The organism is Geodermatophilus sp. SYSU D00700, from assembly GCF_054050255.1.
Genome location: NZ_JBJGZA010000043.1, coordinates 1 through 13,008, shown reverse-complemented (window position 1 = coordinate 13,008; position 13,008 = coordinate 1). Strand labels below are relative to the sequence as shown.

At 77.5% G+C, this 13,008-nt stretch carries 13 protein-coding genes and 1 tRNA gene; 7 read left to right on the top strand and 7 right to left on the bottom strand.

Annotation, left to right across the window (positions count from 1 at the left end):
- Positions 1 to 4: 4 nt before the first annotated feature.
- Entirely contained in the window at positions 5 to 1,027 is a 1,023-nt protein-coding gene (gene hrcA / locus ACI79V_RS21185; RefSeq protein ID WP_456892457.1) for a heat-inducible transcriptional repressor HrcA, read from the bottom strand.
- Between hrcA and ACI79V_RS21180 the strand changes: the two genes are divergently transcribed.
- Both ACI79V_RS21180 and ACI79V_RS21175 read left to right on the top strand, forming a co-directional pair.
- The gene (locus tag ACI79V_RS21180; RefSeq protein ID WP_456892456.1) at positions 987 to 1,613 is read left to right on the top strand and encodes a type II toxin-antitoxin system VapB family antitoxin; all 627 of its coding nucleotides are present in this window, start codon (positions 987 to 989) and stop codon (positions 1,611 to 1,613) included. The two genes, hrcA and ACI79V_RS21180, sit on opposite strands and share 41 nt — an antisense overlap.
- 32 nt (positions 1,614 to 1,645) lie before the next feature.
- Entirely contained in the window at positions 1,646 to 2,080 is a 435-nt protein-coding gene (locus tag ACI79V_RS21175; RefSeq protein WP_456892454.1) for a GNAT family N-acetyltransferase, read from the top strand.
- A gap of 3 nt (positions 2,081 to 2,083) precedes the next feature.
- On the opposite strand, the gene ACI79V_RS21170 is transcribed toward ACI79V_RS21175, so the two are convergent.
- The 3 genes from ACI79V_RS21170 to hemW form a co-directional block, all read right to left on the bottom strand.
- Entirely contained in the window at positions 2,084 to 2,689 is a 606-nt protein-coding gene (locus ACI79V_RS21170; protein ID WP_456892452.1) for a response regulator, read from the bottom strand.
- The gene (locus tag ACI79V_RS21165) at positions 2,686 to 3,807 is read right to left on the bottom strand and encodes a sensor histidine kinase (RefSeq protein ID WP_456892450.1); all 1,122 of its coding nucleotides are present in this window, start codon (positions 3,805 to 3,807) and stop codon (positions 2,686 to 2,688) included. Before ACI79V_RS21165 ends, ACI79V_RS21170 begins: the two co-directional genes overlap by 4 nt.
- A gap of 127 nt (positions 3,808 to 3,934) precedes the next feature.
- Complete coding sequence (gene hemW / locus ACI79V_RS21160) at positions 3,935 to 5,149, bottom strand: radical SAM family heme chaperone HemW (protein ID WP_456892448.1); 1,215 nt, start codon at positions 5,147 to 5,149, stop codon at positions 3,935 to 3,937.
- 47 nt (positions 5,150 to 5,196) lie between these two features.
- On the opposite strand from hemW, the gene ACI79V_RS21155 reads away from it, so the two are divergent.
- Positions 5,197 to 5,964 (top strand): enoyl-CoA hydratase-related protein, encoded by a 768-nt coding sequence (locus ACI79V_RS21155; protein ID WP_456892446.1) that lies wholly within the window; start codon positions 5,197 to 5,199, stop codon positions 5,962 to 5,964.
- A 248-nt stretch (positions 5,965 to 6,212) separates the two neighbouring features.
- Here the strand turns inward: ACI79V_RS21155 and selB are convergent, their stop codons facing one another.
- From selB to ACI79V_RS21140, 3 genes are all read right to left on the bottom strand, one after another.
- Positions 6,213 to 7,958, bottom strand: a complete 1,746-nt coding sequence (selB, locus tag ACI79V_RS21150) for a selenocysteine-specific translation elongation factor (RefSeq protein ID WP_456892444.1) — start codon at positions 7,956 to 7,958, stop codon at positions 6,213 to 6,215.
- The gene (gene selA / locus ACI79V_RS21145; protein ID WP_456892442.1) at positions 7,949 to 9,259 is read right to left on the bottom strand and encodes an L-seryl-tRNA(Sec) selenium transferase; all 1,311 of its coding nucleotides are present in this window, start codon (positions 9,257 to 9,259) and stop codon (positions 7,949 to 7,951) included. The genes selB and selA overlap by 10 nt, the downstream gene beginning before the upstream one ends.
- A gap of 35 nt (positions 9,260 to 9,294) precedes the next feature.
- A tRNA-OTHER gene (locus ACI79V_RS21140) sits at positions 9,295 to 9,390 on the bottom strand.
- Positions 9,391 to 9,413: 23 nt separating this feature from the next.
- Between ACI79V_RS21140 and selD the strand changes: the two genes are divergently transcribed.
- From selD to ACI79V_RS21120, 4 genes are all read left to right on the top strand, one after another.
- A complete protein-coding gene (gene selD / locus ACI79V_RS21135; protein ID WP_456892440.1) occupies positions 9,414 to 10,424 on the top strand; it encodes a selenide, water dikinase SelD in 1,011 nt (336 codons plus the stop codon).
- A gap of 60 nt (positions 10,425 to 10,484) precedes the next feature.
- Positions 10,485 to 11,090 carry a hypothetical protein gene (locus tag ACI79V_RS21130; protein ID WP_456892438.1) on the top strand — a complete coding sequence of 202 codons (606 nt, stop codon included), beginning with the start codon at positions 10,485 to 10,487 and terminating at the stop codon, positions 11,088 to 11,090.
- A 137-nt stretch (positions 11,091 to 11,227) separates the two neighbouring features.
- On the top strand, positions 11,228 to 11,800 hold the full coding sequence (locus ACI79V_RS21125) for a hypothetical protein (protein WP_456892436.1): 573 nt from the start codon (positions 11,228 to 11,230) through the stop codon (positions 11,798 to 11,800).
- 75 nt (positions 11,801 to 11,875) lie between these two features.
- Positions 11,876 to 12,841, top strand: coding sequence for a zinc-binding dehydrogenase (locus tag ACI79V_RS21120; RefSeq protein ID WP_456892434.1), 966 nt, complete (start codon positions 11,876 to 11,878; stop codon positions 12,839 to 12,841).
- Positions 12,842 to 13,008 lie beyond the last annotated feature (167 nt).

The following is a 13,008-nucleotide window of genomic DNA, read 5'->3' as shown; positions in this document are numbered from 1 at the left end:
GACCTCAGCTCTCGGCCAGCAGCTGGCCGACGTAGCGGGCCACGGCGCGGACCGCGGCCATGTTGCCCGGGTAGTCCATGCGGGTCGGGCCCACGATGCCCAGCCCGCCCAGCGCCCGGTCGCCGGTGCCGTACCCCACGGACACGACCGACGCACCGGCCAGCGCCTCGTGGGCGTTCTCCTCGCCGATCCGCACGAGCACCGCCCCGCCGGCGTCGACCTCGCTGATCAGCCGGAGGACGACGACCTGCTCCTCCAGCGCCTCGAGCAGCGGGCGCAGGCTGCCGGGGAAGTCGACGGCGACGCGGGCGAGGTTCGCCGTGCCGCCGATGACCAGCCGGTCCTCGCCCGGCTCGACCAGGGTCTCGACCAGCGCGGCGCTGACCGCGGCGACCAGCGCGCGCAGGTGCGGCGGTGCGGTGTCGAGCAGGTCGGGCACCTTGCCACCGGCGTCGGCGAGCCGGGCGCCGGTGAAGGCGGAGCTGAGCAGCGCGCGCAGGTCGGCGACGTCGTCGCGGGTGACGTCGGCCGGGCAGTCGACGACCCGCTGCTCGACGCGGCCGGTGTCGGTGATGAGCACCAGCAGCAGCCGGGAGCCGGTCAGCTGCACCACCTCGAGGTGGCGCACGGCGCTGCGCGAGAGCGCGGGGTACTGCACGACGGCGACCTGGTGGGTCAGCTGCGCGAGCAGGCGCACGGTGCGGCCCAGGACGTCGTGCAGGTCGACCGCGCCGTCGAGGAACCGCTCGATCGCCCGGCGCTCGGCGGCCGACAGCGGCTTGACCGAGGAGAGCCGGTCGACGAACAGGCGGTAGCCCTTGTCGGTGGGCACCCGGCCGGCGCTGGTGTGCGGCTGGGTGATGTAGCCCTGCTCCTCCAGCACCGCCATGTCGTTGCGGATGGTGGCCGGCGAGACCCCGAGGTCGTGCCGTTCGGCCAGGGCCTTGCTGCCCACCGGGTCGTTGGTGGAGACGAAGTCCTGGACGATGGCCCGCAGGACCTGCAGGCGGCGTTCGTCGTGCGCCACGGTGACACCTCCCCGTACCGGTCGACGTCGTCGTGCGGGCGGCTCCGGGCGGCGTGGTCGGCGCGCGCCGGCCACCACGGGCGGGCTGGCACTCGCACGGACGGAGTGCCAGCCCAGCATACGCGAAGGGCCCCGTCCCGCTCTCCGCTCGCGAGCTCGCGGTGAGCCTCTGGACGGGGCCGAACGGGTCACCCGCACGGCCGATAGGGTGACGGGCGGACGGTGCCGGAACGGGGTGGGTCGGACGGAGGTCGGGTCCCTGATCTTCAAAGCGGTGCGCAACGGCCGCCCCTATCCCGAGCACGGCCTGTCCCCGCGTGACTGGGCGATGATCCCGCCCCGGCAGATCCGGCTCGACACGCTGGTCACCACCAAGCGCGAGCTGGCCCTGGACACGCTGCTGGCCGACGACTCGACCTTCTACGGCGACCTGTTCCCGCACGCCGTCCAGTGGCACGGGGACCTCTACCTCGAGGACGGCCTGCACCGGGCGCTGCGGGCGGCGCTGCAGCAGCGCACCGTCATCCACGTGCGGGTGCTCGACCTCGACGCGCTGATGCCCGCCGACCCGTTCCGGGCGTCCTGACCCTCCCCCGCCCGCTGGCCGACGGCGTCGTCGTGCGCCGGGCCACCGCCGCCGATGTGCCCGCGGTCGTCGCGCTGCTGGCCGACGACCCGCTGGGCGCCGGCCGCGAGGCCGCCGACCTCGCGCCCTACGAGACGGCCTTCGCCGCCGTCGATTCCGATCCGGCGCACCTGCTCGTCGTCGCCGACGACGGCGGCACGGTCGTGGGCACGCTGCAGCTGTCGTTCCTGCCGGGGCTCTCCCGCGGCGGCGCGCTGCGTGCCCAGGTGGAGGGCGTGCGGGTGTCCTCGTCGGCCCGCGGGCGCGGCCTGGGCGGGGCGCTGCTCGGGTGGGTGGCCGACGAGGCCCGACACCGCGGCGCCGCGCTGGTGCAGCTCACCACCGACCGGCGCCGTCCCGACGCGCACCGCTTCTACGCGCGGCTGGGCTACGTCGCCTCGCACGTCGGGATGAAGCTGGAGCTCTGAGCGTCAGAGCCAGCCCTTGTCGGCGGCGACGCGGGCGGCCTCCACCCGGGTGCGCGCGCCGGTCTTGCCGATCGCCGAGGACAGGTAGTTGCGCACCGTGCCCTCGGAGAGGAACAGCCGGCGGGCGATGTCGGCCACCGTGGCACCGTCGGCGGCCTCGCGCAGCACGTCGGCCTCCCGCGCCGAGAGCGGGGTGGCGCCGATGGCCAGCGCGGCGGCGGCCAGCTGCCGGTCGATCACCCGTTCCCCGGCGACGACGGCCCGGATGGCCCTCGCCAGCTCGGCGACCGGGGCGTCCTTGACGAGGAAGCCGGCCGCGCCGACCTCCATCGCGCGGCGCAGGAAGCCCGGCCGGCCGAACGTGGTCAGCACGACCGCGCGCACGGCCGGCAGCTCGGCGGCCAGCTCGCGGGCGGCTTCGATGCCGTCCCGGCCGGGCATCTCGATGTCGAGCAGGGCGACGTCGGGGTGGTGCTCGCGGGCGGCGGCGAGCACCTGGTCACCGCGGCCGACCTCGGCGACGACGGTGATGTCGGGCTCCAGCTCCAGCAGCGCCCGCAGCGCGCCGCGGACCATCGACTGGTCCTCGGCCACGAGGACGCGGATCACCGGGGCGCCCCCGCCGGGACCGCCGCGGGCGCCAGCGGCAGGACGGCGCGCAGCTCGTAGCCGCCGTCGCGGCCGGCGCCGCCGGTGAGCGCGCCGCCCAGGGCACCGACCCGCTCGGCCAGGCCGGTCAGCCCCGACCCGGGGGCGGTGTCGTCGGCCGGGCCCCGGCCGTCGTCGGTCACGGTGAGGACCGCCTCCGTGCCGTCGTCGGTGAGGGTGACGGCCACCGCGCGGGCGCCGCTGTGCCGCAGCACGTTGGTGGTGGCCTCGCGGACCACCCAGCCCAGCGCGGCGTCGACCGGGCCGGGGAGGGTCGGCACCCGGGCGGGCAGCCGGACGGCGATCCCCGCGCCGGAGAGCGCCGAGCGGGCCTCGGCCAGCGCCTGCGCGCAACTGACCTGTCGGTAGCCGCTGACCGCGTCGCGGACCTCGGCCAGCGCCCGACGGGCGGCGGCCTCGACGTCGGCCATCTCCGCGCGCGCCCGGGCGGGGTCGGCCTCGGCGAGCCGGCCGGCCAGCTCGCTCTTGAGCGCGATGAGCGACAGGCTGTGGCCGAGCAGGTCGTGCAGGTCGCGGGCGAAGCGCAGCCGCTCCTCGGCGACGGCGTTGCGGGCCAGTTCCTCCCGCGCCTCGGCCAGCTCGGTGTTGACCGTGACCAGGTGCCGGGTGCCGTGCAGGCCGAAGGCGGTGAGCAGGCACAGCACCGGCAGGAAGAACAGGTCGTCGAGGTCGCCGTGGACGGCCAGCACCAGCGCGCACACCGCCGCGGCCGCGGCCACGGCCGGCCACGTCCAGCGCTGCGGCAGCGACGCCGCCGCGGCCGCCGAGACGTAGATCATCAGCCCGGCCCAGGACGGGCCCAGCCAGACGGCGAGCCCGGTCCCGAGGGCCGCGACCACCGCGAGCCGGCCCAGCGCCGGTGGGCCCCAGCAGCCACCGCCGAAGGCCCGCCGGAAGACGTCGAGGTAGACGGTGGTGAAGGCCACCAGCGCGGCCCCGGCGACGACCCGGACCGCCGCCGGCCGGTCGGTGGTGACCAGGTCGGCGATCGGGAAGACCTGGAACAGCAGCCAGGGCAGCGTCCACCCGAGGCGCTGCCAGCGGGATCGGGCGTCCACGCCGACCGACCGTAGCCCGCGCGGGCCCGGCGCATCGGTGAGCACACCCGGAGCCTGCCGCGCCCTGCGGCGCCGGCAGTAGTGCGGGACGTCGCCGTCCCGGCCTGACATCCGTCAGGCCCGGAGGTCAGTCGGTGAGGTCGCGGACGACGGCGTCGGCGAGCAGCCGGCCGCGGTCGGTGAGCACCGCCCGCCCGGCCGCGTGCGCCCCGGCGTCGAGCAGGCCGCGGGCGACGGCGTCGGCGGCGCGCAGCCGGCCGGTGTCGGACAGCGCGGTCAGCGGGAGCCCGTCGCGCAGCCGCAGGCCGAGCATCACCGTCTCCAGCGCCCGGTCGGCGGGCTCGAGGACCTCGCGGTCGGCGACCGGGCTCTCCCCCGCAGCGAGGCGCTGCGCGTACGCGGCGGGGTGCTTGACGTTCCACCAGCGCACCCCGCCGACGTGGCTGTGCGCGCCCGGGCCGACGCCCCACCAGTTGGCGTTGGCCCAGTACAGCTCGTTGTGCCGGCACCGGGCGGCGTCCCCGCGCGACCAGTTGCTGACCTCGTACCAGTCGAACCCGGCGCCGCGGAGCACGGTGTCGGCCTGCACGTAGCGGTCGGCGAGGACGTCGTCGTCGGGCATCGGCAGCTCGCCGCGGGCGATCCGGCGGGCCAGCCGGGTGCCGTCCTCGACGATGAGCGCGTAGGCGCTGACGTGGTCGACCGGCGCGGCGAGGACGGCGTCGAGGGAGGCGGCCCAGTCGGCGTCGGTCTCCCCCGGGGTGCCGTAGATGAGGTCGAGGTTGACGTGCCCGAACCCGGCCGCGGCCGCCTCCCGGGCGGCCTGCCCGGCGCGGCCGGGCGTGTGCCGCCGGTCGAGGACGGCCAGGACGTGCTCGGCGGCGGACTGCATGCCCAGGCTCAGCCGGGTGAAGCCCGCGGCGCGCAGGGTGTCGAGCGAGGCCGGCGTCACCGACTCGGGGTTGGCCTCGGTGGTCACCTCGACGCCGGGGGCGACCGGGAACAGCTCGCGGACGGCGGCCAGGACCGCGGCGAGGTCCTCGGCGGGCAGCAGCGTCGGGGTGCCGCCGCCGACGAAGACGGTGGACACCGTCGGCAGGTCGGGACCGAGGACGGCGGCGGCGCGGCGCAGCTCGGCGATGGCCGTGCCCGCGTACTCGGTGCGGTTGGCGCCGGGGCCGAGCTCGTCGGAGGTGTAGGTGTTGAAGTCGCAGTAGCCGCACCGGGTGGCGCAGAACGGCACGTGCACGTAGAGGCCGAACGGCGTCGTCGCCAGGTGCTCGCGGGCGGCGTCGGGGAGCTCGAGGGCCGGGGTCGCCGGCGGCGGCAGGACGGTGTTCATCTGCTCCCAGTGTGCCGCGCCGCCGCACCCCCGGGCAGGATGCCGGGGTGAGCGCGGACCGGCTGCTGCAGGTGACCGTCGAGGGAGGCGTGGCCCGGCTGGTCCTGGACTCGCCGGCCAACCGCAACGCGCTCTCCCGCGCGCTGCGGGCGCAGCTGCGCGAGGCGCTGGACACCGCCCTCGCCGACGACGCCGTGCGGGTGGTCGTGCTCGACCACACCGGCCGGGTGTTCTGCTCGGGGATGGACCTGTCGGAGGCCGCGGGCGCCGGGGCCGGCGACCAGGGCGTGCGGGAGCTGCCCGACCTGCTGGAGACGATCTGGACCTCGCCCAAGCCGGTGGTCGCCGTCGTCCGCGGGCCGGCGCGGGCCGGCGGGGTGGGGCTGGCGGCCGCCTGCGACGTCGTCGTGGCGGCGGCCTCGGCGACGTTCGGCATGTCCGAGGTGCGGCTGGGGCTGGTACCCGCGGTGATCTCCGCCGTGGTGCTGCCGCGGATGCTGCCGCACGTGGCGCACCGGCTGATGCTCACCGGGGAGGTGTTCGACGCCGCCGCGGCCGCGACCGGCGGGCTGGTCGACCTCGTCGCGCCCGACGGGGAGGTCGACGCCGTGGCCGAGGTGCAGGTGCGGGCGCTGGCGGCCGGGTCGCCGTGGGCGCTGGCCGAGACCAAGCGGCTGCTGCGGGCCGGCGGGCTGCGGGGCTCGTTCGACGACCTGCTGGAGCTCTCCGCCCGGGCCTTCGCCGGCGAGGACGGCCAGGAGGGCATCGCGGCGTTCCGGGGGAAGCGCCCGGCGCGCTGGGTCCCCTCGCTGTAGCGGGCCGGGGCTCCCTCGGCTCCGGCGCGCAGGCCGGGGCTCCCGTCGCTCCGCCAGGCCGGAGGCGGGCCCGCACCGAGGTCCTGCGGACGCTTGTGCTCTGGTCCGCATCGGGGGCAGAGCACGACCACCGGCCGAAGACCTCCCGTCGGCCACCCCTTCGAGCTCTGGTCCGCATCGGGGGCAGAGCACGACTGCGCACGGAACTCACAGGTGGGGCCCCGGCCGAGCCGGCGGAGGCCGGGAGTTCAGCGCAGGCGTCGGGTGGCGTCGGGAAGCCGCTCGGTCACGCCGCGGGCGTCGAGCCACTCGGCGAGCGGCACGGCCACCCGGCGGGAGGTCCCCCACGCCGAGCGGGCCTGGCTGAGGGTGAACGGCGCCGGCAGCGCGGCCAGCCGCTCGCGCGCCACCGCCTCGACGCCCGGTGCCAGGTACACGCCCTCGCCGACCCGCACCAGCTGACCGTCGCGCACCGCCGCCGCCAGCTCGCGCGGACCCAGCCCGGCGGCGCGCAGCTCCTCGGCGTCGGGCGCGGCGAAGGGGTCCGCGGCCAGCCGTGCCCGGATGCCGTCGACGGCGCGCTGCACCGCCGCCGGGAGCCCCGCGGCGGCCACCACCACGCGGCCCTCGCGCAGCGCCAGCGGCGGGCGCACCGCCAGCCGCACCAGGTCGTCGTCGGGCAGGTCCAGCTGCCGGCGGACGACGGCGACCGGCGGGCCGGGCTCGAGCGGGAACGCCTGCCGGTGCGCGGCCACCAGCCCCGGCACCCGCCGGGCCAGCGTCTCGACCAGCCCCGGCGCCAGCAGCCACGGCCCGGCGCGGACGGCGTCGTCGGGCACCGGCCAGCCCATCGCGGTGAAGTCGTCGACCCGCATGACGCGGCGGCGCACCAGGTCGGCGGTGGCACCGGCCGGGCCGGTGTCCTGCGACGCCAGCTCGGCCGCGCGCTGCCGCGCCGCGCCGCGGCGGCGCAGCTCCGGCGGGGCGACGTCGCGCACGTCGGCGCCCAGCACCCGCCGGGCGCCGGGGTCGCGCAGCAGCACGCGGTCGCCCACCCGCAGCGGCAGCGGCGTGGCCAGGCGCAACCGGACTGCCGTCCCCTCCAACGGGCGCAGCCGCACCGGCACCGCCGCCGACCCCACGTGCAGCACCGCCTCGGCCGGCAGCCGGCCGTCGTCCTCGCGGGCCAGCACGACGTCGACCTCGGCGGTGTCGCGGAAGGCGCCCGGCGTGAGCAGCGCGTCGCCGCGGCGCAGGTCCTCGACGGCGACGCCGCGCAGGTTCAGCGCCACCCGCGCGGTCGCGGTGGCCCGCTCCACCGGCCGGCCCAGGGACTGCACGCCGCGGACCCCCACCTCCCGGTCGTGCAGCCGCAGCCGGTCGCCGGTGGCCACCGAGCCGGCGGCGAGGGTCCCGGTGACCACGGTGCCGGCGCCGCGGACGGGGAACGCGCGGTCGATCCACAGCCGCACCGGCGCGCCGGCGTCGGGGGCGGGCAGCCCGGCCAGCCGCGTCTCGAGCGCGTCGGTCAGCTCGGGCACCCCGCGGCCGGTGGGCGCGCTGACCGCCACGCCCGGCACCGTCCCCATCGAGGTGGCCGCCAACCGCTCGGTGACGTCGGCGAGGACCGGCGCGGGGTCGGCGAGGTCGGCCTTGGTGACGGCGAGCAGCGCGTGCCGCACGTCGAGCGCGTCGAGGACGGCGACGTGCTCGGCGGTCTGGGCCGACCAGCCGTCGTCGGCGGCCACCACGACCAGCGCGGCCGGCACCGACCCGACCCCGGCGAGCATGTTGCCCACGAACCGCTCGTGCCCGGGCACGTCGACGACGGCGACCACCCGCCCCGAGGGCAGCGTCGTCCAGGCGAAGCCGAGGTCGATGGTCAGCCCGCGGCGGCGCTCCTCCTCCCACCGGTCGGGCTCCATGCCGGTGAGCGCGCGGACCAGCGTCGACTTGCCGTGGTCGACGTGCCCCGCGGTGGCGATCACCTGCACGAGCGGGCCACCTCCAGCACCGCGGCGGCCAGCGCGTCGTCCGAGGACGGCGGCACGCTGCGAAGGTCGAGCAGCGTGCGGCCCGCCTCGAGGTACCCGACCACCGGCCGCGGGCCCCGCCGCAGCGGCTCGGCGAAGGCACCGGGCAGCGATACCGCGGCGCTGGGCAGCGGGTGCTCGGGCGCTCCCCCGCCGCCGACCCGGGCGGCGGAGTCCACGGCAGCCGCGTCCAGCCCGGCAGCGGTCAGCCGGGCGGCCAGCGCGGCGGCCCGCGCCCGCAGGCCGGCGACGTCGGCGGCGAGCATCTGCTGCACCGGCGGCAGCGGGCCGCGCAGCGTTGCCTCCAGCGCCGCGAGGGTCGTCTTGTCCACGCGCAGCGCCCGGTACAGCGGGTGCCGGCGCAGCCGCTGCACCAGGTCGGCCCGGCCGAGGACCAGCCCGGCCTGCGGGCCGCCGAGCAGCTTGTCGCCGCTGGACAGCACCAGGTCGGCGCCGTCGGCCAGCGTCGTCTGCAGGTCCGGCTCGTCGGGCAGCGCCGGGTGCGGCCGCAGCAGGCCCGAGCCGACGTCGGCCACCAGCGACACGCCGGTGCCGGCCAGCCCCGCGGCGAGGTCGGCGACCGGCACCGACCGGGTGAAGCCGCGGACGACGAAGTTCGACGGGTGCACCTTGAGCACCGCGCCGGTGTCCGGGCCCAGCGCGCCGGTGTAGTCGTCGAGGGTCACCCGGTTCGTCGTCCCCACCTCGCGCAGCCGGGCGCCGGTGGACGCCAGCAGCTCGGGGATGCGGAAGCCGTCGCCGATCTCGACCAGCTCGCCGCGGGCGATGACCAGCTCGCCGCCGAGGGCGGTGGCCACCAGGGCCAGCGCCGCCGCGCAGTTGTTCACCACCAGCGCGGCCTCCGCGGCGGGGACCGCGGCGAGCAGCGCCGACAGCGCCGCCTCCCCGCGCGGCCCGCGCCGGCCGGTGCCCAGGTCCAGCTCGACGTCGGTGGTGCCGCTGGCCGCCACCACCGCCTCGACCGCGGCCCGCGACAGCGGCGCCCGCCCGAGGTTGGTGTGCACCAGGACCCCGGTGGCGTTGAGCACCGGCCGCAGGCTGCCCGCCGTCGCGGGCAGGTCGGCGAGGACGGCGGCCACGGCGTCCGCGGGGGCGAGCGCGCCCTCGCGCACCCGCTGCTGCACCGCGCGGACGGCGTCCTTGACCAGGTCGCGGCCCAGCCGGGCGGCGGCGTCGGCCAGCGCGGGTTCGGCCAGCAGCGTGTCGGTGCGGGGCACGGCCCGCCGCGGGTCGGCGCTCATCGCTGCGGAGCGTATGCGCGCCGGCCCGCGGGAGCTGGCGGAGGCGGACGGGAATCGAACCCGCCTGACCGAGCTGCTCGGTCACGTCGGCTTTAGAGGCCGCGGGGGTCACCAGACACCCTGACGCCTCCGCCGGGCAGCCTACGGTGACGGCGTGACGACCGCGCCCGCACGCACCCGGCTCACCCAGTACGCGCACGGCGGCGGGTGCGCCTGCAAGATCCCGCCCGGCGAGCTGGAGGCCGTCGTCGCCGGCCTGACCCGCACCGGCCCGGCCGACCCCGCCGCCGAGCTGGTCGTCGGCCTCGACGACGGCGACGACGCGGCCGTGGTCCGGATCGCCGGCGGGCAGGGGCTGGTGCTCACCACCGACTTCTTCACCCCGGTCGTCGACGACGCGTACACGTTCGGCCGGGTCGCCGCGGCCAACGCGCTCTCCGACGTCTACGCCATGGGCGGGATCCCGGTCGTCGCGGTCAACCTGCTCGGCTGGCCGCGCGACGTGCTGCCCGCGGACCTCGCCGCCGAGGTGCTGCGCGGCGGGCTGGAGGTCGCGCAGGAGGCCGGCTGCCACGTGGGCGGCGGGCACTCCGTCGACGACCCCGAGCCCAAGTACGGGATGGCGGTCACCGGCCTGGTCGACCTCGACCGGGTCATCCGCAACGACGCCGCCGTCGCCGGGGCGCCGCTGTCGCTGACCAAGCCGCTGGGCGTGGGCGTGCTCAACAGCCGCACGAAGGCCACCGGCGAGGTGAGCGAGGAGGCGGTGGCCTCGATGACGGCGCTCAACCGGGACGCCTCGCGGGCCGCGGTGGCCGCAGGCGTCCGCGCCGGCACCGACGTCACCGGTTTCGGCCTGCTCGGCCACCTCTACAAGATGGCGCGGGCCAGCGGGGTCACCGCGGTGGTCGACGCCGCCGCCGTGCCCTACCTGGCCGGTGCCCGGCAGGCGCTGGCCGACGGGTTCGTCTCCGGCGGCACCCGGCGCAACCTCGACTGGGTGCGGCCGCACACCGACCTGTCCGCGGTGGACGAGGACGAGGCGCTGCTGCTGGCCGACGCGCAGACCTCCGGTGGACTGCTGCTGGCCGGCGAGGTGCCGGGTGCGCCGGTCATCGGGGAGTTCGTGCCGCGCCGCGACGCCGCCGTCGTCGTCGTCCGCTAGGTCCTTCCGCCCGCCGCCGGCGGCTGCCATCCTCCGCGCCCGGCAGCGGAGGAGGACGGCGTGCGGTGGGTGGCGGGGACGGCGGCGGTGCTGCTGCTGGCCGGGTGCGGCGGTGGGCCGGCGGCACCGCCGCGGGCCACCCCCACGGCCACCCCCACGGCCACCCCCACGGCGTCCGTCCCGGCGGGCGACGGCGGCACCGGGTACGCCAGCGCCTTCCTCGGCGCGGGCGGGACGAGCGGCAGCGACGACGTCTTCGTGCACCTGACCGTCTTCGCCCCGCCGGGCACCGACGCCTTCGGCAACGGGGAGTTCTTCGTCCTGGGCTGGGACTGCCTGACCGAGCAGACCGTGCCCGCCGCCGTCGACGGGCTGGACTCCGCGACCGCCCGCGGCGAGCTGGCGCTGACCTGCGGCTCGCACACGCACCCCGGCGAGGTGACCGGCACCGCCGTCGTCGACCTCACCTGGACCGCCGAGGGCCCGGTGGCGGAGCACACGGTGACCGGCCCCGGCGGCACGTGCCCCGAGCGGCTCACCGACCGGCACGCCGTGGTGACCGGGCAGGTCCGGCTGGTGGTGCCCGACCTCGGCTACGACGGCGTGGCGGTCAGCCTGGCCGACGACGACGACTCGGTGTCCCGCGGCGTCCCGGCCTGCTCCTGATCGGCATCGGCGCGTCCCGGGCGACACGCCGTCGCCGGGCACCGCCGCACGCGGATCCGTTCCGGCCCGGCCGTGCCGCTGCCAGCCTGCCGCCCGCGCCGGACCCGGAGGGCCCGGTCGGCGCGGAGGAGGACGACATGAGGACGAGGACGGCCGGCGCGCTGACGGTGCTGCTGGCTGCCGGCGTGCTGGGCGGGCTGCCGGGGACCGCGGCGGCGGCGCCCCCGGCGGACAGGGGCACGGAGAACTCCACGACCGGGTCGGCCACGGCCTTCCCGCTGGTCGGCGGGGCGGGCGTGTTCCTGAGCGCCTTCGACCCCGACGGGGAGGCGCCCTTCACGGTGCCGGAGGTCTTCGCGGGCGGCGGGTACGAGTGCTTCGCCGAGGCACCCCTGCCGGCGACCTTCCGCGGGCTGGGGTCGGTGAGCACGGCCGGGACCACCGCGCTGACGTGCACCGCCGACGGGCTGCCCGACCTCGCCGGCACCCTGGACGTCGACGTCACGTGGCGCGGGGTGGGGCGGGCCACCGAGCAGCCGGAACCGCCGTTCCCGACCGGGTGCGACCTGCGCGTGCTCATCCGCCAGGCCGAGCTGGGCGGCACGGTCGAGCTCGTGGTCCCGGCACTGGGGATCGACGCCGCGGAGCGCCTGGACCGCCTCCCGGGCGACATCCGGTCGGCCATCTCCAACTGCGCGGCCCCGCACTGATCCGGTGCGGGTCGCGGCCGTGGCAGGCCGCGACCCGCATCGCCGCGGCGGCCGGCAGGGGTTAGCGTCCCGACCGTGCGCGCCGTCTTCGTCTCCTCGCCCTCGCCCGACGACCCGCTGTCCGTGCTGGAGGTCGGCGAGCGCCCGGAGCCGGAGGTCCCCGACGGCTGGACGACGGTGCAGGTCCGGGCCGTCTCGCTCAACCACCACGACCTGTTCAGCCTGCGCGGGGTCGGCCTGCCGCAGGAGCGGATGCCGATGGTCCTGGGCACCGACGCGGCCGGGCTCGACGAGGAGGGCAACGAGGTCGTCGTCCACGGCGTCGTGGCCAGCCCCGGCTGGACCGGCGACGAGACCCTCGACCCCAAGCGCTCGCTGTTCTCCGAGCTGCACCAGGGCACGATGGCCGAGCGGGTCGCGGTCCCCCGCCGCAACCTGCTGCCCAAGCCGGCCGAGCTGTCCTTCGCCGAGGCCGCCTGCCTCCCCACCGCCTGGCTGACCGCCTACCGGATGCTGTTCGTCCGCTCCGGCCTGCGGCCCGGGCAGACGGTGCTCGTGCAGGGGGCCAGCGGCGGCGTGGCCACCGCGCTCGTCGTCCTCGGGCGGGCCGCCGGCTACCGGATGTGGGTGGCCGGCCGCAGCGAGGAGAAGCGGGCGGCGGCGCTCGCGCTCGGCGCCGAGCAGGCGTTCGAGACCGGCGCCCGGCTGCCCGAGCGGGTCGACGGCGTCATGGAGACCGTCGGCAAGGCGACCTGGTCGCACAGCATCCGGTCGCTCAAGCCGGGCGGCGTCGTCGTCATCTCCGGCGCCACCACCGGCTTCGACCCCGGCGCCGAGCTCAACCGGGTCTACTTCACCCAGCTGTCGGTGGTCGGCTCGACGATGGGCACCCGCGACGAGCTCGAGTCGCTGGTGCAGCTGTGCCGGGTCACCGGTGTGCGGCCGGTCGTCGACGTCGAGCTGCCCCTCGAGCAGGCGCGCGAGGGGTTCGCGCGCATGCTCGAGGGCCGCACCGCCGGGAAGATCGTCTTCACCGTCTGAGCGGGCGCTCCAGGTCCCGGAGCGCCCGGGAGTCGGTGCTAGCGCTCGTCCTGGGAGACGCGCTTGCCCGACTCCGGGGAGAACACGTGCGCCTCGCCGGGGCGGATGGCCACGTGCACCACCTCGCCCTTGGCCGGCGGCTTGCGCGCGTCCACCCGCAGGGTCAG